Source organism: Actinomadura sp. KC06 (genome assembly GCF_004348735.1).
Lineage (GTDB): Bacteria > Actinomycetota > Actinomycetes > Streptosporangiales > Streptosporangiaceae > Spirillospora.
In genome coordinates this window covers 38,378-60,939 of sequence record NZ_SMKT01000038.1, presented here as the reverse complement: position 1 = coordinate 60,939, position 22,562 = coordinate 38,378, and the positions used below count along the sequence as shown (strand labels likewise).

18 protein-coding genes and 1 pseudogene are annotated in these 22,562 nt (G+C 73.4%); 12 read left to right on the top strand and 7 right to left on the bottom strand.

The features are described 5' to 3' along the window. Positions 1 to 91: 91 nt before the first annotated feature. Complete coding sequence (locus E1287_RS15040; RefSeq protein ID WP_165969010.1) at positions 92 to 1,657, top strand: serine/threonine-protein kinase; 1,566 nt, start codon at positions 92 to 94, stop codon at positions 1,655 to 1,657. A gap of 31 nt (positions 1,658 to 1,688) precedes the next feature. Continuing rightward, on the top strand, positions 1,689 to 1,937 hold the full coding sequence (locus tag E1287_RS15035; protein ID WP_131965549.1) for a hypothetical protein: 249 nt from the start codon (positions 1,689 to 1,691) through the stop codon (positions 1,935 to 1,937). Positions 1,938 to 1,946: 9 nt separating this feature from the next. Here E1287_RS15035 and E1287_RS15030 read toward each other — a convergent pair whose 3' ends face one another. Then, positions 1,947 to 2,837, bottom strand: a complete 891-nt coding sequence (locus E1287_RS15030; RefSeq protein WP_131965548.1) for an LLM class flavin-dependent oxidoreductase — start codon at positions 2,835 to 2,837, stop codon at positions 1,947 to 1,949. A 54-nt stretch (positions 2,838 to 2,891) separates the two neighbouring features. Continuing rightward, positions 2,892 to 4,082: an ABC transporter substrate-binding protein gene (locus E1287_RS15025; protein ID WP_131965555.1), complete on the bottom strand. Its 1,191-nt coding sequence runs from the start codon at positions 4,080 to 4,082 to the stop codon at positions 2,892 to 2,894. A gap of 237 nt (positions 4,083 to 4,319) precedes the next feature. Here E1287_RS15025 and E1287_RS15020 point away from each other — a divergent pair, with 237 nt between their 5' ends. From E1287_RS15020 to galT, 4 genes and pseudogenes are all read left to right on the top strand, one after another. Beyond that, a complete protein-coding gene (locus E1287_RS15020) occupies positions 4,320 to 6,965 on the top strand; it encodes a nitrate- and nitrite sensing domain-containing protein (RefSeq protein ID WP_131965547.1) in 2,646 nt (881 codons plus the stop codon). A 6-nt stretch (positions 6,966 to 6,971) separates the two neighbouring features. Continuing rightward, on the top strand, positions 6,972 to 7,349 hold the full coding sequence (locus tag E1287_RS15015) for a DUF742 domain-containing protein (RefSeq protein ID WP_131965546.1): 378 nt from the start codon (positions 6,972 to 6,974) through the stop codon (positions 7,347 to 7,349). Continuing rightward, a complete protein-coding gene (locus E1287_RS15010; protein ID WP_131965545.1) occupies positions 7,330 to 8,037 on the top strand; it encodes an ATP/GTP-binding protein in 708 nt (235 codons plus the stop codon). Before E1287_RS15015 ends, E1287_RS15010 begins: the two co-directional genes overlap by 20 nt. 63 nt (positions 8,038 to 8,100) lie before the next feature. Next, a pseudogene (gene galT, locus E1287_RS15005) lies at positions 8,101 to 8,772 on the top strand (galactose-1-phosphate uridylyltransferase); the annotation flags it as partial. A 3-nt stretch (positions 8,773 to 8,775) separates the two neighbouring features. Here galT and E1287_RS45625 read toward each other — a convergent pair. Continuing rightward, positions 8,776 to 10,221, bottom strand: a complete 1,446-nt coding sequence (locus E1287_RS45625) for a membrane-associated oxidoreductase (protein WP_131965543.1) — start codon at positions 10,219 to 10,221, stop codon at positions 8,776 to 8,778. 106 nt (positions 10,222 to 10,327) lie between these two features. Between E1287_RS45625 and E1287_RS14995 the strand changes: the two genes are divergently transcribed. Continuing rightward, entirely contained in the window at positions 10,328 to 11,263 is a 936-nt protein-coding gene (locus E1287_RS14995; protein ID WP_131965542.1) for a hypothetical protein, read from the top strand. A gap of 303 nt (positions 11,264 to 11,566) precedes the next feature. Then, positions 11,567 to 12,622, top strand: coding sequence for a LacI family DNA-binding transcriptional regulator (locus E1287_RS14990; protein ID WP_131965541.1), 1,056 nt, complete (start codon positions 11,567 to 11,569; stop codon positions 12,620 to 12,622). A gap of 57 nt (positions 12,623 to 12,679) precedes the next feature. Here E1287_RS14990 and E1287_RS46330 read toward each other — a convergent pair whose 3' ends face one another. Continuing rightward, positions 12,680 to 12,802 (bottom strand): hypothetical protein, encoded by a 123-nt coding sequence (locus E1287_RS46330; RefSeq protein WP_279504936.1) that lies wholly within the window; start codon positions 12,800 to 12,802, stop codon positions 12,680 to 12,682. A 194-nt stretch (positions 12,803 to 12,996) separates the two neighbouring features. Between E1287_RS46330 and E1287_RS14985 the strand changes: the two genes are divergently transcribed. Further along, complete coding sequence (locus tag E1287_RS14985) at positions 12,997 to 13,524, top strand: NADAR family protein (RefSeq protein WP_131965540.1); 528 nt, start codon at positions 12,997 to 12,999, stop codon at positions 13,522 to 13,524. A 238-nt stretch (positions 13,525 to 13,762) separates the two neighbouring features. On the opposite strand, the gene E1287_RS14980 is transcribed toward E1287_RS14985, so the two are convergent. Together E1287_RS14980 and E1287_RS14975 are read right to left on the bottom strand one after the other, a co-directional pair. Continuing rightward, entirely contained in the window at positions 13,763 to 14,662 is a 900-nt protein-coding gene (locus E1287_RS14980) for a hypothetical protein (protein ID WP_131965539.1), read from the bottom strand. Further along, positions 14,659 to 15,243 (bottom strand): sigma-70 family RNA polymerase sigma factor, encoded by a 585-nt coding sequence (locus E1287_RS14975; RefSeq protein ID WP_243719032.1) that lies wholly within the window; start codon positions 15,241 to 15,243, stop codon positions 14,659 to 14,661. Before E1287_RS14975 ends, E1287_RS14980 begins: the two co-directional genes overlap by 4 nt. Before the next feature lie 213 nt (positions 15,244 to 15,456). Here E1287_RS14975 and E1287_RS14970 point away from each other — a divergent pair, with 213 nt between their 5' ends. Further along, complete coding sequence (locus tag E1287_RS14970) at positions 15,457 to 18,948, top strand: WD40 repeat domain-containing protein (protein ID WP_165969009.1); 3,492 nt, start codon at positions 15,457 to 15,459, stop codon at positions 18,946 to 18,948. An 8-nt stretch (positions 18,949 to 18,956) separates the two neighbouring features. Here the strand turns inward: E1287_RS14970 and E1287_RS14965 are convergent, their stop codons facing one another. Next, positions 18,957 to 21,104, bottom strand: a complete 2,148-nt coding sequence (locus tag E1287_RS14965; protein WP_131965536.1) for a germacradienol/geosmin synthase — start codon at positions 21,102 to 21,104, stop codon at positions 18,957 to 18,959. A 135-nt stretch (positions 21,105 to 21,239) separates the two neighbouring features. Here E1287_RS14965 and E1287_RS14960 point away from each other — a divergent pair, with 135 nt between their 5' ends. Both E1287_RS14960 and E1287_RS14955 read left to right on the top strand, forming a co-directional pair. Further along, on the top strand, positions 21,240 to 21,641 hold the full coding sequence (locus tag E1287_RS14960) for a phage holin family protein (RefSeq protein WP_131965535.1): 402 nt from the start codon (positions 21,240 to 21,242) through the stop codon (positions 21,639 to 21,641). A 10-nt stretch (positions 21,642 to 21,651) separates the two neighbouring features. Beyond that, positions 21,652 to 22,545, top strand: coding sequence for an aldolase (locus E1287_RS14955; RefSeq protein WP_165969008.1), 894 nt, complete (start codon positions 21,652 to 21,654; stop codon positions 22,543 to 22,545). Positions 22,546 to 22,562: the final 17 nt, after the last annotated feature.

The window sequence follows — 22,562 nt, the reverse complement described above, 5'->3', positions numbered from 1 at the left end:
GCCCCCGCCCCCGCCGCCTCGGCCGAACTCCGCACGCTCGCCCGCCTCATCGCACACCGCGACCGATGAGGCACGCCCTACACTGCAAGGCGTGCCGCCCCTAGAACCCGACGATCCACGACAACTCGGCGCCTACCGGCTCACCGCCCGGCTCGGGCAGGGCGGCCAGGGCGTGGTGTACCTCGGCCACGCCGGGGACGGCACCAGGGTCGCGGTGAAGGTGTTCCACGCGCAGCTCACCGCAGACTTCGGCACCCTCGACACGTTCGCGCGCGAGATGGACGCGGCCAAGCAGGTCGCGCGGTTCTGCACCGCGCAGGTCCTCGACTCCGGCACGGTCGGCGACCGGCGCTACATCGTCACCGAGTACGTCGACGGGCCGCCGCTCAGCCGCGTCGTCGCCGAGCAGGGCCCGCGCTCCGGCGCCGCGCTCGACCGGCTCGCCGTCGCGACCGCCACGGCGCTCGTCGCCCTGCACGACGCCGGCATCGTGCACCGCGACCTCAAACCGGACAACGTGCTGATCGGAGCGGACGGCCCGCGCGTCATCGACTTCGGCATCTCCCGCGCGCTGTCCGGCGCGCAGACGATGGTCAGCCGCGCGATCGGGACGCCCGCGTACATGGCGCCCGAGCAGCTCCAGCCCGGCGAGCTCGGGCCCGCGGTGGACGTGTTCGCGTGGGCGTCGACGATGGCGTTCGCCGCGACCGGGCGCCCGCCGTTCGGCAACGAGTCCATCCCGATCGTCTTCAACCGGATCGCGAACGGGGAACCGAACCTCGACGGCATCGAGGAGCCGTTGCGCGGCCTGCTCGCCGAATGCTTCACGAAGGACCCGGCGCGGCGTCCGGCCGCGCAGGACGTCCTCGACCGTCTCGTCCGGCGGGCGGGACGCGCCCAAGCCCGTCCCGCTGTCGCTCCGGTCATCCCAGCTCTCCCCTCGGAGGCGCTCCCGCCCGACCCCCTTCCGGCGGACGCGGTGACGGCACCGCACGGTCAAGGCCCGCCCGCTCCGCTGGGTCCGCCGCTGCCGGAGGGCACGCGGCCAGGCCAGCCAGGCCCGGCGGGTGCGCCGCTGCCGGGCGGCACGCAGCCAGGCCCGGCCGACCCGCGCGGCGGACGCCGCAAGGCCGTCATCGCCGGTGCGGGCGGCGCGGTCGCGGCGGCCGTCGCGCTCGTGTTCGCGGCGGCCTGGCTCGCGGACGGCGGTTCCCCGGACGACGGCGCCCGCGCCGACCCGCGCGGCTCGACCGGTGCGGCGACCTCCCCGTCCGCCAACGCGAGCCAGGCGGGTGGCCGGGGCACCGTTTCCCCGTCGAGTCCCGGCGCGTCGAACACGGCCACGTCGAAGCCGCCGTCCGCGCAGCCGTCGAAGCCGCGGCCGTCGGCGTCGCAGCCGAGGCGTCCGAAGCCCGTCCGGGTGGAACTCGGGCCCGGGCATTTCACCGCGTACTGCAAGAAGCTCGGCTGGGAGTGGGTCGAGTACCGGACGTCGCCGAGCACCGGCGCGTACTGCGTCAAGAACTCGGGCGCCACGATGAAGCTGTCGTCCGCCCAGCTCGACGCCGGATGCCAGTGGCGGTACGGCGACCCCCGCGCCCGCCACTACTTCAACGGCAAGTCGAACTGGTGCTACGCGCTGAAGCCCGCTTCCTGATCGATCACACGTTCGAGTAGAGTCTCGTGCCGTGCAGGCGAAACAGGCGGGCGTCCGCGACCATGTGCCGTTCCTGTGCCCGGCGGGGCACCGGCTCGAACCGGGCCGGGTCATCGTCGGCTGGTCGCCGTGCATCTGCCCGCCGTGCGACGAACGCGGCCGCGGCCTGCGCGGCCACCGCACGTACCTGTGCCTCGACTGCAAGGACGAGCACGTCACGACCAAGTGCTACCTGCCGCACCACGTCCCCGCCAAGGACGCCGCCTACCGCTGGCCCTGAGCCAGCGCGTCAGGCGCCGCGTTCCTGGGCGACCTGAGTGCGAACGGCCGGGACGACGTCCTCCGCGAAGCGCCTGATCTGAGCCTCCTGGTCGCCCTCCGCCCAGAGGATGAAGGTGTCCATTCCGGAACCCACGGCGAGGTCGGTGAGCTCGTCCGCCCACTGGGACGCGGGCCCGCGCAGGAAGCCCTCGGACGCGCCATCGGTGATCGTCCCGCTGATGTTGTAGAGCCTGCGGACGTCCGCCGGGTCGCGTCCGGCGGACGCGGCCGCCTCGTCGATCCGCGCGTGCATCTCCGGCAACCGCTCCGGGGTGGCCCAGGGCGAGGACGGGAGCCAGCCGTCGGCGGCACGTCCCGTCAGGGCAAGGCCGCGCGGGCCGCCCACGCCGAGCCACAGCTCCATGCGGTGCGCCGGGACGGGCCCCGCCTTGGCGCCCTTCAAACGGTAGTGGTCGCCGTCGAAGCGCAGGTTGCGCTCACCGCTCCACACTTTGCGAATGACCGTGACCGCCTCCTCCAGGGCGTTCGCGGCCTCCTTGGGGGTGCGGCGGGGGCCGCCGAACGCCTCGATCGCGTCCCAGAAGCCGCCCGCGCCGAGACCGAGCTCCGCGCGGCCGCCGCTGAGCACGTCCAGGCTCGCGGCGGCCTTCGCCAGTACCGCCGGGGGACGCAGCGGCAGGCTCGCCACGTCCGGGAAGACGCGGACGCGCTCGGTGACGGCCGCGATCGTGCTGAGGAGCGTCCACGTGTCGACGTATCGGCGCTGGTAGGGGTGGTCCTGCACGCCGATCAGGTCGAGGCCCGCGCGATCGGCGGCGCGCGCCGTGTCCAGGAGCGGGTCGTCGGCGTTCGGGACGAGGAAATAGCCGAATTCCAGTGGCCTGCCATAGTCGCTCATGTCGCCGAGAACCCCGGACCATGACGCCTTGTTCCCGCCTCGATCAGCGCCTGGTCAGCCCTTGATCTGCGTCCATGCCTGGGCCCAGCGGGAGTACTCGACGCAGGAGTCGCCGCGGTCGTCGCCGCAGTCCTTCGTCGGCGTCCGCCAGAACGCCAGGCGCTTGTAGAACGCCTGGTCGCCGACGCGGAACGTCGAGCAGAAGCCCTTCGCGGTGTACCGGCACGCCTTCGGATTGGCGGGCGCCTCGCCGAACCACTGCGCCACCTGGGCCTGCACCTTCGGCGCCGTGATCCAGTTCATCCACTTGTACATGCAGGTCGGGTGCTGCGCCTTCGAGGAGATCATCCAGGTGTCGGACCAGCCGGTCGCGCCCTCGACCGGGATCGTCGTCGCCACCGGCGCCTTCTCCGCCAGCGCCAGGTTCGCGGTGACCTGCCAGCCGATGCCCGCGTAGTTGTACCCGCTCGTGAACGAGTGGAGCTCGTCCAGGTAGGACACGAAGTACTGGTTGACGTTCGGCCGCTGCCGCTTGAGCAGGTCGACCGCGGCGGCGAACTGCTCCTCGTCCAGCGCGTAGACGTCGGTGATCTCCAGGTCGGGGCGGTGCGTCTTGAGGTAGAGCGCGGCGTCGGCGATGTAGATGGGCGAGTCGTAGGCGACGACGTGCCCGGCGGCCGGGGAGTCCTCGTCCCAGATGACGCTCCAGGACGTCGGGCGCTGCTGGAACTTGTCCGTGCGGTACATCAGGACGTTCGCGCCGTACCCGTGCGGGACGCCGTACATCTGCCCGTTGACGGAGTTGTACGGCTGGTTCTTCAGGTATCCGGCGATGTCGGCGTAGTTTCCGATCAGGCCGGTGTTGACGGGCGCGACCAGCCCGGCGTGGACGAGCCGCAGGCTCGCGTCGCCGGACGCCGACACGCCGTCGTACCGCCCGGTCTCCATGAGCGCGACCATCGCGTCCGACGTGTCGGCCACCTTCGTGGTGACCTTGCAGCCGGTGGCCTTCGTGAACGGGGTGACCCAGTCGACCTTCTTGTCGTTCGAGCCGTTCTCGGCGTAGCCCGTCCAGACGACCATGTCGAGCCGGCCCTCCGGGGTGCCGAGCTGCTGCGCCATCGGGATGTCGGGCGGCGCGGCGGAGGCGCCTGAGTCACCGCTGCACGCGCCGGTGGACGCCACGACCGCGGCCAGGGCGGCCACGGCGAGCAGGATCTTCGTCGCGTGCGGAGTACGAGCCATCACGCTGAGGCATCGTAGGGGGATTTCGGGCCGTTGGTGTGTACAAAACGTGATGATCTGGAAACTGTCGACACACGGCGGCGCGCGGTTCTAGGCTCTCCTCCGTCCCGCGCCCGCTCTCCGTCGCCCCGCGCCAGCCGTCCGTCACCGTTCTCCGCCGTCGTTCCCCGCACAGTTTCCGTCACCGTCGTCCGTCCGAGTGAAGGTTCAGCCGAAGTGCCAAATCGAGGCCGCACCGTGGACTCAGCCGCCGGCGAGCGGCGCGTCCTCAAGGCCGCGCGATTCCGCTCCATCCGCTTCAAGGTCGTCCTGATGGTGACCGTGTCGGTGGTCTCGCTCGGCGGGCTGTGGGCGTTCGCCGCGAGCATCGCGCTCGGCGAGGGCCTCAACCTCCGGCACGTCGAGACCGTCCAGGACCACTACGGGTACCCGTCCGGCGCGCTCGGCAGCGCGCTGCAGGCCGAGCGGCGGCTGTCGATGGTCTACCTCGGCGGCCGGGCGGACGCCGACCGTGCGTCGATGGAGTCGGGCCGGCTGGTCACCGACCGGCAGGCCGGCCTGTTCCGCCGGCTCGTGGCCGACCAGGGCGCCCGCGACGCCGCGTCCGCCGACACCCGCCGCCTCGCCGACAAGATCCTCCGCGAGCTGGACGGGCTGGACGCGCGCCGCCGCGCCATCGACGCCGGCCGGACCGACCGGGGACGCGCCTTCGCCGACTACACGACCCTCCTCGGCGACGTCGGCTCGCTCCAGGGCTCGCTCGCCACCCTCGACAACTCCGAGATCGCCAGGGACGCCCGCAACGAGACGGCGCTGACCCGCGCCCGCGAGATCCTCGCGCAGGAGGACGCCCTCCTCGCCGGCGCGCTCGCCGCCGGGCGCGTCACACCGGCCGAGCACGCCCAGTTCATCAAGCTCGTCGGGACGCAGCGCGCCCTCTACGGGTTCGCCGCGTCCGAGCTGCGGGCCGCCGACCAGGCCTATTACAAGCGCGTCGTCTCGATGCCCGAGTACGGCCGGCTCCGCACGCTGGAGGACCGCTTCGTCACGTCCCCGCGGCTGATCAACGCCGCGGGCGGCACCGGCGTGCTGTGGAAGACCACCGCCGACTCGAACCTGACCCGGCTGCGCGGCCTCGAACTGGCCGTGTCGGCGGGCGCGGAGAAGCGCGCCGAGCCGATCTCCGGTGCCATCATCACCCGCGTCGTCCTCGCGGGCGCGCTCGGGCTGGTCGCCGTCGCGGCCTCGCTCGTCCTCGCGGTGTGGGTCGCCCGGTCCATCGTCCGCGAGCTGGCCGGGCTGCGCCGCGCGGCGCTCGACCTCGCCGACGTCCGGCTGCCCGGCGTGGTCCGGCGGCTGCGGCGCGGCGACGAGGTCGACGTCGCCGCCGAGGCCCCGCCGCTCGGGTTCGGCACCCGCGAGATCGACCAGGTCGGCGAGGCGTTCAACGCCGCCAGGCGGACGGCGATCCAGAGCGCCGTCGAGGAGGCCACGCTCCGCCGCAACGTCAGCGACGTGTTCGTCAACCTCGCCCGCCGCAGCCAGACGCTGCTGCACCGCCAGCTCAAGCTGCTGGACGCGATGGAGCGCCGCATCGAGACGCCCGACGACCTGGAGGACCTGTTCCGCGTCGACCATCTCGCCACCCGCATGCGCCGGCACGCCGAGGGCCTGATCATCCTGTCCGGGCAGGCACCGGGCCGCGGCTGGCGCAGCCCCGTCGCGATCGTGGACGTCGCCCGCGCCGCCGCGTCCGAGGTCGAGGACTACACCCGCGTCAACGTCGCGCCGATGAGCCGCGCCGCGATCGTCGGCCCGGCCGTCGCCGACGTCATCCACCTGCTCGCCGAGCTGATCGAGAACGCCACCGTGTTCTCGCCGCCGCACACGACCGTCCAGGTGCAGGGGCAGCCCGTCGCGCACGGCTACACGCTGGAGGTCGAGGACCGCGGCCTCAGCATGGACGCGGCCGGCCTCGCCGCCGCCAACGAGCGGCTCGCCAACGCCGCCGACTTCGACCTGTCCGACAGCGCGCAGCTCGGCCTGTTCGTCGTCGGGCGGCTCGCGCGGCGGCACCGCATCAGGGTCACGCTGCGGACGTCCCCGTACGGCGGGATGACCGCGATCGTCCTGCTGCCCGAGGACCTCGTCGTCCGGGACGGCGCCGACGCCGAGCGGGGCGGCGCGCCCGCGCTCACCACCGGTCGCGGGGAGGACGCGCTCGTCTCCGCCGGGACGGCTCTCGGCGGGCAGCCGGCGTTCGACCAGGGCGGATCCGTCCTGCAGCTCCCGCCCGGACGGCACCAGGCCCCACCGGACGTCAGCGACCCGCTCGGTGATTCGCTGGGCGACCCGCTGCAAAGCGATCCGCTCGGTGCGTCGGCGGCTTCCGACTCCGATGCCAAGACCGGGCCCCTTCCTGTGTTCGAGGAGCCGATGCAGGGACCGCCGCTCGCGCGGCGGACGTCGGCGCCGTCGGCCTGGGGCGAACCGCCGTCCGCCGCGGCGGCGGAGCCTGAGCCGGAGCCTGAGCCGGCGCCTGAGCCTGAGTCGGCGCCTTGGTGGGAGCGGCCGCCCAGCATCCCGCGTTCGCCGCGCGAGGTCCGGCGCCGTCCCGCCGGGGGAGGCGGCGCCGAACGGCCGCCGCTGCCGAAACGCGTCCGGCAGGAGAACATGGCCGCCCAGCTGCGCGAGACGCCCCTCGCCGCGTCCGTCCCCCTCTCCGCGCCCGTGCCGGACGCCGAGCCCGACTCCGGCGCCGGTCCGGGAACCGAGCGGACGCGCCCCCGCCGGACGCCCGAGGAACTGCGGTCGATGATGTCGTCCATCCAGCAGGGCACCAGGCGCGGCCGCGCCGAGATCCTGGACAACGAGGACACGTGACGGACCATGACCGGTCCTGGCGCCGAATGGCTCGATGAGGAGGCGGGGCCGATCGTCCGGTCCTACGCCCTGACGCGCGGCCGGGCCAGGCCCGCGACCGCGGAGCCCTTCGACATGATCACGATCATCTCGACGGCGGCGCGGCCCAGGTCGGGCTCGCCCGGCATCGGGCCCGAGCATCTCGACATCCTGGAGATGTGCCTGCAGCCGCAGCCGGTCGCCGAGATCGCCGCCCGGATGGGGCTGCCCCTCGTCGTCGTGCGCGTCCTGCTCGGGGATCTGCTGCACCACCGGCTCATCACCGCCACCCGCCCCCCACCGGAGAGCGCGCTCTCCAAGGAACGCCTGTTGAAGGAGGTGCTCGATGGCCTCCAAGCGCTCTGACGGCGCAGGATCGGTCGTCCAGGCCGCGGCGGCCTCGCCCTCGGCCTCGTCCCCGGCCTCGTCCCCGGACTCGTCCTCGGCCGAGTCGGCTCCGGTTCCGGCGGCGTCGGCCCCGGCTCCGGTCGCGGTGAAGCTCCTCGTCGCCGGGGGGTTCGGCGTCGGCAAGACGACGCTGGTCGGCGCCGTCAGCGAGATCCGTCCCCTGCAGACCGAGGAGCTGCTCACCGACCGGGGCGTCCACGTCGACGACACCGGCGGCGTCGAGCGGAAGACCACCACCACGGTCGCGATGGACTTCGGCCGCATCACGATCCGCGCCGGGCTCGTCCTGTACCTGTTCGGCACGCCGGGCCAGGACCGCTTCTGGTTCATGTGGGACGAGCTGTCGTACGGCGCGCTCGGCGCCGTCGTCCTCGCCGACACGCGCCGCCTCACCGACTCCTTCGCCGCCGTCGACTACTTCGAGAACCGCGGCCTCCCGTTCGTCGTCGCCGTGAACCGCTTCGAGGACGGCTACGACTACACCGCCGACGAGATCCGGGAGGCGCTCGACCTCGGGGAGGGGCCGCCGGTCGTCCTCTGCGACGCGCGCGACCGCGCGTCCGGGAAAGAGGTCCTGACCACGCTGATGAAGCACATCCTGGCCGTCCACCGGGCGCGGCGCCGGTCGAGCGCGCCCGCCCTCTAGGCGCACCCGCCCTGGAGGCGGCCGCGGGCGCGCGGCCCGCCGGTACGCTGCCGGGCCATGCACGAGCACGCCACGTCCATGTCACGCCTGCCGGTGTCCCGCGTCCGGACGGTCATCGACGCCTGGGCCGACCGCACCGCCGAGCTGTCCGCGATCCCGGACGTCGAGCAGGTCTTCGTCTTCGAGAACCGCGGCGTCGAGATCGGCGTGACCCTGCACCATCCGCACGGGCAGATCTACGCCTACCCGTTCGTCACGCCCCGCACCGGGCGGATGCTCGCGCAGGCCGCCGCCCGTCCCGGCCTGTTCGGCGACGTGCTGAAGGCCGAGCGGGCGGGCGCCCGCGTCGTCCTGTCCGGCGAGCACTGGACGGCGTACGTCCCCGCCGCCGCCCGATGGCCGGTCGAGGTGCACCTGATGCCGCACCGCCACGTCCCCGACCTGACCGCCCTCGGTTCCGCCGAACGCGACGAGCTGGCCGTCCTGTACCGCGACCTCCTCCGCCGCTGCGACGCCCTCTACGACGCGCCGCTCCCGTATGTGGCGGGCTGGCACCAGGCGCCGGTGGGCGAGGGACGCGACCTCGTCCGCCTGCACCTCGAGCTGTTCTCCGTCCGCCGCGCGCCCGGCAAGATCAAGTATCTGGCGGGCTCGGAGTCGGGCATGGCCGCCTGGATCAACGACGTCCCGCCCGAGGACGCCGCCGCCCGCCTCCGCGCCGTCCGTCCCTGCTGAGCGTCACTGGCGGCTGATCGTCCGGCTGACCCCGGCCGCGATCGTCGTCGCGAGCACCCAGCCGCCGATGACCAGCCCGTAGGCGAGCCACTGGTACCCGCCGGACGGCTTGAACGCCTTCTCCTGGCCGAAGTCGATGATGGGCAGCAGCAGGTCGAGCGTGTAGAACAGCGCGTTGAACGGCGGATGCTCCCCGGCCTTCAGCGGCTCGGGCGGACGCGACCCGAACGCCGCGGCGCCGGCGGCCAGCAGCCCGCCCAGCCAGGCCGCCGCCCACACCGGACGGAACCCGTACCCGACCGTCACGTCCTGCAGGTATCCCCAGAGCCGCGCGTACCAGGGACGCGTCCGGCGGAGCCTGCGCTGCTTGGCGAGCTGCACGTTCCGCGCCGCCCGGTCGTCCCCGGCCTGCCGGTACGCGGCGGCGAGCTGCTCGTAGGCGTGCGGTACGTACCCCTCCGCGTCCTGCTCCAGCATCGCGATGCGCACCTTCGCCGGGAGGCGCGGGGCGAGCGCGCCGTACGTCAGCCCGTCCAGCCACACCGTGCCGCGCAGCGCGCCCGGCGGGACGAACAGCAGCCCGAAGGTCCCGCGGAGCAGGTTGGCCTCGCCGTCGATCCCGCCCTCCCGCAGCCACACCTCGCCGATCGTGGCGCTGGTCGCGCGCAGCGACGACAGCCGGGCCTGCGTGAAGACGAGCAGCCCCGGGATCGTCGCGCCGCGCAGGTTGACCTCGCCGTCGAACCGGGCCGACGCGGCGATCACGTCCGTTCCGACGGTGAGGTTGTCGGCGCACAGCGACAGCCCGCCGGGGTTGGCGATCGCGGCGCCGACCAGCTTCACCCGGCCGGACACCGTCGCCCCGTCCAGCCGGACCTCCCCGTGCACGACCAGATCGTCGCCCACGAGGTCGCGTTCGATGGCGGAATGGCTGAGCTGCAGGACCTCCCCGCCCGACGCGTCCGCCCGCCCGAGGCGCGCCCGCTCGATGAAGAGGGCGTCGGACAGCCGCGCGCCGAGGAGCCGGACCTCTCCCGGGATCCGGCAGTCGGTGAGGCGCAGCACCTCCTCCACCTGCAGCGCGCCCCCGCCCAGGCCCGGCAGGTAGGACGAGGACAGATTCAGCCTCCGCAGGCGCGCCCCGAAGAGCATGGGCGGCTCCTCGAAGTGGCACACGGTCAGCCGCACCGGATGTTCGATCGTCGCGTGGTTCACCCTGAGCACGCCGACGATGCGCGCGCCGGTCAGCCGCAGGGCCGCGACGTCGCCGTCCACCGGCGGTCTCAGCAGCAGTTTGCGCAGCACCTTGGCGCGTACGGTGCGGCCGGGGCCCCAGGCGGCTCCGTTCTCCGGGTCGTCGTCCATGCCGTCCCGGAGGTCGACCGATGTCCCGGTGGGGAACGCCCGCCAGACGCGCCGCTCGACGGGCGTGAGATCAACCGGTTCCACGACGAACGAACCTAGCCCAACCCGATGATTCCCGGCGGCTCGCCGGATAGGCATTGTTTCGCCACTTCGTGGAACGATCTGAGGCCGGTGCCCTACCCTCCCTCGCATGCCGGAAAGCGTGCAGGCGGCCCCGCTGGCGGACGGGTCGTTCGACGGCGTCGCCGCCACCGCGCAAGGGCCGCCGCTGGTGTTCACGTCCCGGACGGACCACGGCGCGAACACCGGCCAGGCCTGGGACCTCGCGGCGCGCGCGGTCCTCGGCCCGCCGATCCCCGACTTCCCCGCCGAACGCGCCGAGTGGACGTTCGGCCTCCCCACCGGATCGCCGACCGTGGCCTGGACGCACCGCGACCGCGTCCACGTCCAGGACGTCCGCACGGGCCGCGAGCTCGTCCTGGACGGCCAGCCCGACCTGCTCGCCCTGGCCGTCCACGGCGGCCGCGGCGCCGTCGTCGCGATCTTCGGTCCCGCCAACGACGCGGAGGTCGTCGTCTGGGACGCGCTGACCGGCGATCGCCTGGCCGAGTTCGCGCTGTGGCTCGGCCATCGCACGGCCATCGACCGGACCGCGCTGCACGCCACTCCGGCGACCGGCCCGCTCATCGCCCTGACCGGCGGCACTTCGGACGCCGTCGTCGTGGACGTCGAACGCGGCGAGGACGTCACGGCCGTCCCGTCCACCCGCGCGGTGCTGACGCCGTCGCCGCACGGCCTGGTCCTGGTCCAGCCGGTGGAGTGCGCCCTGCACGTCCGGGGCCTGGACGGCGACAGGCTCGCCGTCCTCACGGCCCCCGCCCCGTGCGACCGGGTGGCGTCGTCGGGCAACGTCGGCTCCGGCCGCCTGCTGGTCGCCGCCGGACTTGAGGGCGACCCCTGCACCGTCCTGGCCTGGGACGCGGCGTTGACCGGAAACGGGACTCCCTTCGCCCCGTCCCTCTGCGTCAAGGTCCCGGCCCCTGTCAACGACCTGGCCCTCGCCCCGGACGGCACGCTCCTGACCGCCACCGACGAGGGCCTCTACGCGACCCGCCTGCGCCCCTAGTCGGCGAGCAGGCCCTCGATGGCGCGGACGACGTGGTCCGCATACGGGTGAAGCCGGTCCAGGAGGTCGTCCCACTGATCGTCGCGATCACCGAGGTAGATCCGTCATCACCAGCCATTCGTTCAAGGTCCGTGCGCGATGAGTGCGGCACGGATGTACGACGGAACACGATGTGGAAAGCGCTTTCCAAGGTACCGTGAGAAGCGTCGCACGGCGCGGTGAGGAGGGCCTTCGCCAGGCTCCGCCGCGCAGGTCGGCGGCGAGGGGGCGAGGGCCTGGGCCGCCCCCGGAAAGGCAGGCGGCATGGCGCAGGGGCCCGGGGCCGGCGGACGGGCGTACGGGACCCTGCAGGACGTGGCGCGGGAGGCCGGCGTCTCGCTCGCCACCGCCTCGCGCGTCCTCAACGGGACGTCGCAGGTCCGCGCCGACCTCCGGGAGCGCGTGCTCGCCGCCGCGGCCGACCTGAGCTACACCCCGAACGCGCACGCGCAGGCGCTCGCGAGCTCGTCCAGCAAGTCCGTCGGGGTGGTCTGCCACGACGTCAGCGACCCGTACTTCGCCGCCATCGCCCACGGCGTGATGCGCACCGCCGCCGAACACGGCATGCTCGTGATGCTCGCCAGCACCTTCCACGACCCGGCCCGCGAGGTCGCCTACGTCGCGATGCTCCGCGCCCAGCGGGCCCGCGCGATCCTGCTCATCGGCTCCGGCTTCGAGGACCGCGACTGGGAACGCTCGATGGCCGCCGAGCTGGACCCGTACCAGCGCACGGGCGGCCGCGTCGCCGTCCTCAGCCGGCACCGCGGCCTCAAGGCCGACGCCGTCCTGCCGCAGAACCGGGAGGGCGCCGCCGCCCTCGCCCGCGCCCTGCTCGACCTCGGCCACCGCCGCTTCGGCGTGCTGACCGGCCCGCGCGCGCTCACCACCGTCACCGACCGGCTGGGCGGCTTCACCGGCTCGCTGACCGGCGCGGGCGGACGCGCCGGGCCCGAGCACATCGTCGAGGCGGCCTTCACCCGCGACGGCGGCTACGCGGCCGCGGTCGAGCTGCTCCGCCGCGCGGACCGTCCGACCTGCGTGTTCGCCGTCAGCGACATGATGGCGATCGGCGCGCTCGCCGCGTTCCGCGACAACGGCGTGTCCGTGCCCGGCGACATCTCGCTCGCCGGTTTCGACGACATCCCGATCGTCCGCGACCTGACCCCCGCCCTCACCACCGTCGCGCTGCCGATGGACGCGATGGGCGAACGCGTCATGGGCCTGGCGCTCCGCGAGCCCGCGTCCCGCCGCAGCCGCGTCGAGCGCGTCTCCGGCGAGGTCGTCCTGCGCGCCAGCACCGCTCCGCCCTCCGGGCGGTGAAGCAGAGAACCCGCCCGGAGAATCCGGACGGGTCCTGATCTATCGGCCGGGAGGCCGTCAACGCGTGGCGTCCTCGTTCGCCTCCGACTCCGCGGGACGCTCGGACTCCGCGTCCTCCGGCAGTGGCTCGGGCCACTCGACGACCTTGGTGCGACGAGGGTTCGCCAAGGGATTGCTCATCGTTACCGCTGTCCTCCTCTTCGGGCGGCCGAAACAAGGGAAATGTTCCCGATGACCGGCCCGGTTCCGCAAAATGGTCTAGACCGCGGGCTTCACCAGGCCCGCGGTACATCTCTCAACGGCGCCGCCCGATCACCCATTCCCGTCCGAAAACCCGCTCGCGGACCGTCGCACGTCCCTGACACCCTCTTCCCATGGACGTCGCCGACCTGATCCGCCTCCAGAACGAGGGCACCCGCCTGAAGTTCCTGCTCTTCTGGGGCCACAGCACCCCCGGCCCCGGCTACCTCAGCCAGTGGTGGCCGTCCCCCTTCACCGTGGACGGCACCGTCTACGCCACCGCCGAGCACTACATGATGGCCGAAAAGGCGCGCTTGTTCGGGGACGAGAAATCGGCGGACGCCATCGTCGCCGCGTCCCATCCCCGCCGCGCGAAAGACCTCGGCCGCCGCGTCCGCGACTTCGACGAGCAAACCTGGGCGGACAACCGCGTCGCCATTGTCTCCAAAGGCAATGAAGCCAAGTTCGCCCAGAACAAAGAACTCCTCGACTATCTCCTCGGCACCCGCGACCGCATCCTCGTAGAAGCCAGCCCCCTGGACCGCGTCTGGGGCATAGGCATGAGCGCCGACGACCCAAACGCCGAACACCCCTCAGCCTGGAAGGGCCAGAATCTCCTAGGCTTCGCCCTCATGACCGCCCGCGCCGTCCTCACCTCCTGATCACTCCCAAGGAACCGGCTCGGCCGTCCGGCGTCAGCGGGCGGCGGATAGCGCTGGTCAGCGGCCTGGCGGCGGAGGCCGGCCTGGACTACCGGCTCGACCGGGCCAGGCCGGTGAACACCCGGGCGCCCAGCCCAGCGGGACGTTCGCCCGGCTGCTGGACGAAGCGACCACGGCTCCCCGAGCCTCCTGAGCGCAACGCCCCGGCGTGGCAAGCCGGGGCGCTGCGGTCACGGGGTCACTTGGACGGAGCGGGCCCGACGAACATCAGGACCTGGTTCTTCGCCCACGGGGTGGCGTCGTGGACGTACCAGGTGGGCGGCACCTGCTCAGGGCGCAGGTCCCGGCTCTCGTTTCCGTACATGGCGCGGTATTCGGGCACGGTGACGTTCCGCTTCTTCAAGGCGTCCAGCACTGCGCCCACGCGGTGGTTCCGGAACGTCATCCCGTGCATCACCTCGCCCGGCGCCGTCACGGGCGCGGCGCTGTTGTACTGCTCGCCCGGACGCGCCGCCCGCGCGAAGACGATCTCAGCGCTGCCCTTGTAGTCGGTGCGGATCCGCACGCCGACCGGGCACTGGTCGCCCCCGCCGCCGGTCTCGCACTCGCCCTTGGCGGTGATGGCCGTGACGTCGTCGTCGCGGGTGCCTTCGCTCGTGCCCAGCATCACCAGGGTGCCGACGAGGGAGGGCGAGCCCGGCACCAGCGACAGCCTGACGTCGAGACCGCGGGCCTCGAACTCGGCGCGGTACCGCTCCGGGTCGGCCAGGGGGTCGCGGACCCGGACGTCGATGTGGTCGCCCCGGTCCGTGAAGGCCAGGGCCGCGGCCAGCCTGACCTTTGGGCTGACCTGAGTGCTGACCGGGGGGCCCGGCGTCCCCGGTTCGTCCCGCGCGACCAGGACCGTGACGGCCGCGGCCGCCGCGGCGGCGGTCGCCAGCGGCAGGCCGACGGTCACGAGCACCGGGCGCCGCCTGCGCGGCCCGGCGGCGGGCCCGGGGACGGGATCGGGGCCGGGGACGGTGGCCGTGATGCGGTCGGCCAGTCCGGCGGCCGTCTCCTCGGACAGCAGCAGCCCGGCCCGCTCGTCGGTGACGGGGGCGAGCCTGCCGATCAGGGTGTCGACGTCGCGGTTCATGCGCGTTCTCCGTTCGGGACGGCGGTGGGCAGAGGACGGGCGCCCGCTTCGGCGCGCTCCAGCGCGCGGGCGAACCGGCGGCGGGCGCGGTGCAGGCGGATCCGCACGGCGTTGCGGGAGCAGCCGAGGACGGTGGCGATCTCGCCGTGGTCCAAGCCCTCCCAGCCGACGAGGGAGAGCAGCTCCCGGTCGGGCTCCGGCAGGCTCCGGAACGCGGCGGCGACGTCCGCCAGGTCGCCTGTGACTCCCTCGGGGGCGGCCACTACGGCGAGGTCCGTGCGGAGCCGTGAGCCGAGGTCGGCGGCCAGCGCGGACCGGCGGCGCTCACCGCGGTGGTGGTTCGCCAGGATCCGGCGGGCCACCCCGTACAGCCAGAGCCGCGCCTGCGCGCCGGACGGGACGTCGTCCAGCCGCCGCCAGGCCGTCAGGAACGTCTCCGCCAGGACGTCGGCCGCGTCCTGCGGGTCGGCGGTGCGGCGCAGCGCGTAGCCGAGGATCCGGGCGCGGTTCGCCGCGTAGATCTCCTCGAATCGCCGCCGCCGCTCGTCGGGCGGATGGGAGTCCTCCAAGGGGGATGGCAATGCCCCTCCTCTCGGCGCACGCCCCTGGGCGCACTGAATTGACCGGACACACGCCACATGTCCGGACGCCGTCCAGCATTTCGCGCCCGCTCTGATCAACTCGCGGGGGCGATGCGGCCGTAGCATGGGCCGGGGTTCGCGGTCTGGGTTCGGAGGATGTGCATGCGGCGGCGGCAGGGTCCCGTCTTTCCCGGGTACCTGATGATTCTGCTGGTGGCGTTGCTGGGCCTGGCATTGCAGGTGTCGCCACAAACCACGCATGTAGTGCAACAGTGGGCGCTCCCGGTCATCGTGCTGTGCATGCTGCTGATCCCGCTCGTCCTGGCGTGGGAGAAAGGGCAGGAACGGCGGAACCTGGCGCGGCCGGTGTGGAAGGGCGACCGGTCGCCCTATCCCGGGCTGGACGCGTTCACCGAGGACGACGACGCGGTCTTCTTCGGACGCGACGGCGAGATCCAGGAGCTGATGGAGCGGCTGCGCGGCGAGCGGCGGTCGATCGCGGTCACCGGGCCGTCCGGGGTGGGGAAGTCGTCGCTGCTGCACGCCGGGCTCCTGCCGAGAATGGCGCAGCAGCGGCGGTGGGTCATCGTGCCGTCGATGACGCCCGAGGACGACCCGTTCCGGTCGCTGTCCTACAGCCTCGCCGACGCACGGGGCGCGGACGCCGCGGACGCGGAGCGCGTCGCGGCGGACCTGCGGCGGGACGGCCCGGACGCGCTCGGCCGGAGCCTCGACACGCTCCGCGAAGGGCGGCGCAATCGCGCGGTGCTGGTCGTCGTCGACCAGGCCGAGGAACTCCTGACGCTGAGCGGCGACGACGACCGCGACGCGTTCCTTGGCATGCTCAAGGACGCGATCGACGCCGACTCCAAGCTGTGGGTCGTGTTCGTGTTCCGCGCGGAGTTCCTGACCGCCTTCCTGAGCGGCGGGCACGCCGGCCTGTTCCGGCATCCGTTCACGGTCACGGCGCTCGACCGCGCCGCGCTGCGGACGGTGATCCGGGAGCCGGCGGAGCGGGTCGGCATCACGTTCGAGCCGCCGGAGCTGGTCGCGCAGATGGCCGACGACACCGGCGACGGGACGGCGCTGCCGCTGCTGGCCTACCTGCTGCACGAGCTGTACCTGCACGTCGGCCGGAACAGCACGATCACCACCGAGGACTACCGGAGGACCGGCGGCGTCGACGGGGCCCTGACGCGGCGCGCCGACCGGCTGATGGCGGAGCTGGAGGCGATGGAGCCGGCGCCGCCCGTCCTGCAGACGCTGCTCAAGTTCGTCAAGTTCACCGACGGGCGGCCCACGCGGCGGCGGGTGCCGGGCGGTGAGCTGGACGAGCAGGGGCGCCTGGTCGTGGACGCGTTCGTCCGCGAGCGGCTGTGCACCAGCGGCCGGGACGGCGAGGACGCGGTGTTCGAGGTGTCGCACGAGGCGCTGTTCTCGGCGTGGGCTCCGCTGCGGCAGACGATCGCGCTGCACGCCGAGGTGCTGCGCCGCATCGCCGACCTGGAGCAGTGGGCCGCGGAGTGGGACCGCTACGGCCGTCAGGAGGCGTACCTGCTGCGCGGCGACCGGCTGGCCGGGGCCCGCAAGTGGATCGCCGAGGCGGACGGCCTGGCGGCCGTCGAGCCGCTCGCCGCCGAGTTCGTCGAGATCTCGCACCGGTCGGACGGGGTCGCGATGCGGCGGCTCGCCGACTCGATCGCCCGGCAGGCGCTCACCGCCTTCCAGACCGATCCGGAGCACAGCCTGCTGCTGGCCCTGGCCGCGCACGAGGAGTGCGCGCCGACCCCGCTGGCGCGGCGGGCGCTGTCGGCCGGGTTCGCGGTCTCCCGGATGCGCGGCGTCCTGCGCGGCCACGACGACAGGGTCTGGTCGGCGGCCTGGTCGCCCGACGGTTCGCTGCTGGCGACCGCGTCGTCGGACCGCACCGTCCGGGTCTGGGACGCCGCGTCCGGCGCGGAGGTCGCCGTCCTGCGGGGCCATGAGGGCACGGTCGCGTCGGCGGTCTGGTCGCCGGACGGCGCGCGGCTGGCGTCGGCGTCCTATGACGGCACGGCGCGGATCTGGGACGTCGCGTCCCGCACCCGCGTGGCCGTGCTGCGCGGGCACGCCGACATGGTGTGGTCGGTGGCCTGGTCGCCGGACGGCTCCCGCGTCGCGTCCGCCTCCCGCGACGGCGACATCAGGATCTGGGACGCGGCGGACGGGACCACCGTGTCGACGCTGAGCGGCCACGAGGGATGGGTCAGGGACGCGGCATGGTCGCCCGACGGCACCCGGCTCGCCAGCGCCTCCGACGACCGGACGATCCGGATCTGGGACGCCGCGGCCGGGGACGAGCTGGCGGTCTGGCGCGGGCACGAGGACACCGTCCGGATGGTCGCCTGGTCGCCGGACGGCGACCGCGTGGCGAGCTGCTCCTACGACCGGACGGCCCGCGTGTGGGACGCCGCGGCGGGCACGTCCGACACGACGCTGCGCGGGCACGCCGACCTCGTGTGGTCCATCGCCTGGTCGCCGGACGGCGATCGCCTGGTCACCGCGTCCCACGACCGGACGATCCGGCTCTGGTCGAGCCGGGACTGCGTCGAGCTGGCGGTGCTCCGCGGGCACGGCGAGAACGTCCGCGGGGTGGCGTTCGCGCCGGACGGCACCCGGCTGGCCAGCGCCGCCGACGACCGGACCGTCCGCTTCTGGGACACCGACCGCGCCGCCGAGATCACCGTGCTGCGCGGCCACGCCGCCGCGGTCGCCGCGGTCGGCTGGTCCACCGGCGACCGGCTCGCCTCCGCCTCCTACGACGGCACGGCGCGGATCTGGGTCGACGGCGGGTCGCTGGTGCTGCGCGGGCACACCGACGAGGTCTGGGACGTGGCCTGGTCGCCGGACGGGGAGCGGGTGGCCACCGCGTCCCGCGACCGCACCGCGCGGATCTGGCGCGCCGCGGACGGCGCCGAGGAGGCCGTGCTGGACGATCACGGCGACTGGGTGCGGGCCGTCGCGTGGTCGCCCGGCGGCGACCGGCTCGCGACCGCGTCCGACGACCGCACGGTCCGGATCCACGAGTGGCCCGGCGGCGCCGAGCCGCTCGTCCTGCGCGGGCACGAGGACACCGTGCGCGCCGTCGCCTGGTCGCCGGACGGGGAACGGGTCGCCGCCGCGTCCCACGACGGGACGGTCCGGATCTGGGAGAGCCGCACGGGGCTGCAGGTCATGCTGCTGACCGTGCCGCAGAGCGCGGTGCGGGCGATGGCGTGGTCGCCGGACGGCGGGCACATCGCGGCCCTGTCCAGGGACCGGGACGTGCAGATCTGGGACGTCGCGCAGGGAGTCGAGACGGCGCTGCTGACCGGGCACGAGGGCTGGGTGTGGTCGATGGCGTGGTCGCCGGACGGACGCACCCTGGCGACGGCGTCCACGGACCGGACCGTGCGCCTCTGGGACCCCTCGGCCGGGCGGGAGCTGTGCGTCGCGGCCGTCCACGCCGACGAGGTGTGGGACGTCGCCTGGTCGCCGGACGGGACGCGGATCGCGACCGCGTCGTCCGACCGGACGGTGCGGGTGTGGGAGGCCGTGACGGACGGTGAGGCGCTCGTCGCGCGGGCGCGCAGCCGCGTGTTCCGGCGGCTCACGCAGGACGAGCGCCACACCCTGATGATCCCCGCCCCCCGGACCGCGCCGGAGGGCGATCGCTCACTGACGTGAGCTGTCCTTCAGCGGCCTGAGCGGGCGTACAGGCGGAACGCGGAGGTGCCGAGCCCGGCGGGTTCGGGGACGCCCGCCGGCGCCTCCCGCTCGTCGTAGCGGTCGCATTCCCGGTGCCATTTGAGGATCCCGGCCATCCAGTCGCGCAGTTCGCCGAGGTAGGCGTCGAGCGCGGCGCGGGCGGTATCGTCGAGGTCCATTTCGTCGGCCAGGGCCGGGAGTTCGTGCTCGGCGAGGTATTCGAACTGGCGGCGGCGGGAGCCGATGAGGTCGTTCACGATGGGCAGCGCCTCGTCGCGTCCGCAGCCGAAGAAGTTCTGCACGGCGAGGACGCCGTTGTTGAGCTCGCCCTCGTACTCGATCTCCTTCTGGTAGGAGAAGCAGTCGTTCATGAGGCAGGCGACGTCCATCACGGAGGCGTCGATCTCGCGGAGGGTGCGGGTCTTGAAGACCTCGGCGGGGATTTCGTGGGCGTGCTCGATCCGGGAGAGGCTCATCGTCATTTCGGAGCCGAAGGTGCGGCGGCGCATCTCGATGTAGTCGACGGGGTCGGGGATGCGCGACTGGATGTGGTTGTTCAGCTCCCAGACCCAGCTTTCGACCATGTGCTCGACGGCGGCGCGGAATTCGCGCCGTCCGGCCTCGTCCATGGGCGTGGCGGTCCGCCGCCACAGGTCGGCCAGCCCGGCCTCGAAGGGGTTCTCGGGGGCGGGCGTAGAGCCGCAGTCGAGCGGCATGAACGCGGGGACGCGGGCGTTGAAGTGCTTCGCCCCGGCCATGTCGCGGTCGCGGTTGAAGACGGCGGGGAAGTAGTCGTCGCCGTAGGTGCCGCAGGCCAGCCACTGGGTCGCGAGGTCGAGGGCCTCCGGGCCGACGTCCGGGGCGATGGACGCGGCGCAGATCTCCAGCGCCATTCCGGTGAGCAGTTCCTCGTTCCAGATCGGGTCGGGAAGGCGCGGCTGCGGGTCGAACATGCCCATGTCGCGGCACCAGGCGACGGTGTTCGCGCCGGCGCTCGCGCGGTGCGGGTTGACCCGCGCCGGATAGGGGATGTCGAAGTCGGGCAGCGGCGTCGGCCCCACCTTCTGGTACGGGACGTGCGGAATGCTGATCCGGGCCGACCGGAGCAGGGCGGGAATGCGGGCCGCGGACATGCCCAGCGATTTCTTGTTCATGTAGCGGCCGGAGCGCGTGTGCCATTCGTGGCAGCCGGACTGCCAATCCTGGAGCGCCTTCACGTACGCCGAGACGTTCGCCCGCTCGACGGGGTCGAGGGCGTAGTCCTCGAAGAGCTGCGGCAGTTCGGTGAGGGTCGTGTTCTCGAACTGGCGGAGCCGGGACGTCAGCAGGTCGTTGACGGTGTCGGCGGCGACCTGCGGGGCCACGTCCAGGAACCGCTCCATCACCAGGACGGAATTGTTGATCTCGCCTTCCGACTCGGTCTCGCGCTGGTAGGAGAAGATGTCGTTGCGCAGGTGGACGGCGTCCGAGAACGTGTCCTTGAGGACGCGCAGCGGCCGCGTCCGCACCACGCGCCAGGGGACCTCGACGCCCGCCGCGTGCTCCGCCAGGTCGGCCGACCACGGCGCGCCGCCGACCTTGCGGCGCATCTCGACGTACTCGACCGGGTTCGGGACGCGTCCGCTGCTGATGTTGGACAGCTCCCACAGCGATTCGCGGAGCAGGTTCAGGGTGCTCTCGGAGAACCGGCGGCGCCACGCGTCCGACTTCGACGGGACGGTCCGCGCCCACAGGTCGGCGAGCCCGCGCTCGACGGCGTTCGTCGGCTCCGGCGGGTCGAGCGACATGAACAGGGGGAGCCGGTCGAGATACGCCTTCGCGCCGGGCTGGTCTTGCGTCTTCTTGAAGACCTCTAGGAAATGGTCGTCGAAGTAGAACACCCAGACGTACCAGTCGGTGACGAGGTCGAGTTCGGGGCCGTCGCAGTCGGGATGGGTGAAGGCGCAGAGCAGCGGGTAGTCGGCGGATTCGAGCTTGGCCTCGTCCCAGATGTCGGGGGTGCCGGGGTCGCGGTGGTCGTCCAGCATCCGCATCTCGCGCGCCCACGCCATCGTGTGCGTGCGCGCGCCCTCCAGATGCGGGTTGAGCCGGGCCGGGTACGGGACGTAGAAGTCGGGCAGCTCGAACGGTTGCATCGACCGGCCTCTCTCTCGCGGCGTCCGGGACGGGCCCAGAGGGACCCGGTCGGCAACCTACAGCACCCGCAAAGTTACCGACGGTGACATATTGCTCGCCCGGTTCCTCCGCACGCTTACGGGTAAGCCGGGGTCATGACGGAGTCGTACGAGCCCGCGGAGGTCGGCGACGATTCGCTGGAGCAGAACCTCTTGCTCGTCCGGCGGGTCGTCGACGCCGCGCAAGAGGAGATGCTGGAGAAGGCGAGGCGGCGCGTGCCCGCCCTGCGGCTCGGCGCGGTCGCCGGAGCCTTCGGCGTGCTGGCCACCGCCGCCACCTATCGGATGAACGTGCTGCTGCTGGAGAAGAAGCTGCCGCCCGAGCTGGCGTCGTTCGTCGCGGCGGCCGTGTACGGGGGCGGGGCGGGCGCGGCGGCGATGGCCGCGTCCCGCAAGTGGAAGGGCCTGCCGTCCCCGCTGCCGACCCGGACGGCCCGCCAGGTCGTGGAGATCCTCACCGACTCCGACCGTCAGGCCGCGCCTGATCGGCAGGCGTGATCGACGGCCCATGACGGACGTCAGCGGCCGCGGCGGCGTGCGCGTCAGCGACCTCGCCGGCGTGCGGGCCGCGCGCCCCGAGGCGATCGCCGAGGCCGCGGCGGCGCGCGGGCGCCGGAAGGGGCCGCCCGGCGCGTCCGGCCGGCTGCTGATCATCGCGGCGGACCAACCGGCGCGGGGCGTGCTCGCCGTCGGCGGCGACCTGACGGCGGCGGCCGACCGGCGCGAGCTGCTCGACCGCCTCTGCGTCGCGCTCGACCGCCCGGGCGTGGACGGCGTCGTCGCCGCCCCCGACGTCCTCGAAGACCTCCTGCTGCTCGGCGCCCTGGACGGACGCCTCGCGGTCGGGACGATGAACCGGGGCGGCCTCGCCGGGACGGCGTTCGAGATCGACGACCGGTTCACCGCCTACGACGCCGAGGCGATCGCCGCGTCCCGGCTGGACGGCGGCAAGCTGCGGTTCCGGATCGACGACTCCGACCCGGCGACCGCCCGGACGCTGGAGTCCTGCGCGGGCGCGGTGTCGGCGCTCGCGCGGCGCGGGCTGACGGCGCTGGTGGAGCCGCTCGTCGCGCACCGTATGGAGGGGCGCGTCCGGAACCTGGTGACGCCGGAGGCGATGATCCGGGCGGTGTCGGTCGCGTCGGGCCTCGGCGTCACGTCGGCGTACACGTGGCTGATGGTGCCGGTCGTCCCGGAGATGGAGCGGGTGGCGGCGGCGACGACGCTGCCCGTGCTGGTGCTGGGCGCCGATGCCGGCGGCGATCCCCGCGAGGCGCTGGACGGCTGGCGGCGCGCGCTGCGGATCCCGGGCGTCAGGGGTCTCGTCGCCGGACGGTCCGTGCTCTATCCGCAGGACGGCGACGTCGAAGCCGCCGTGGACGCCGCAGCCGCACTCCTGTGAACAGCCGTCGATCCAGG